The 244-nt window shown below is 54.5% G+C and carries 1 protein-coding gene; it reads right to left on the minus strand.

The window, feature by feature from the left end:
• Nucleotides 1–244: hypothetical protein (locus SB765_RS32865; protein WP_410932926.1), on the minus strand; the 244-nt coding region annotated here is incomplete at both ends.

Genomic DNA, 244 nt, shown 5'->3' on the forward strand with positions numbered 1-244 from the left:
GTTGTTCAACCAAAGCATTGATGGAGTTGACTTGTGCTGCATGCTCGCGCTGGCTTTGTGCCTGAACGTCGTTCATCACCTGCAACTGGACTTCCAGCTCAGTCTGACGGTTCTGCAATGCGGTAATCGTGGTCGCGTGTACGGCATTGGCCTGCTGGCTCTGAACCTGCAGTTCGTTCATGGTCTGGCGCTGATCGGCCAGCTCTGTTTCCAGTTCAGCTTGACGGGCTTTCAACAGAGCGAT

Source organism: Pseudomonas sp. SIMBA_067 (assembly GCF_046534675.1).
GTDB lineage: Bacteria > Pseudomonadota > Gammaproteobacteria > Pseudomonadales > Pseudomonadaceae > Aquipseudomonas > Aquipseudomonas putida.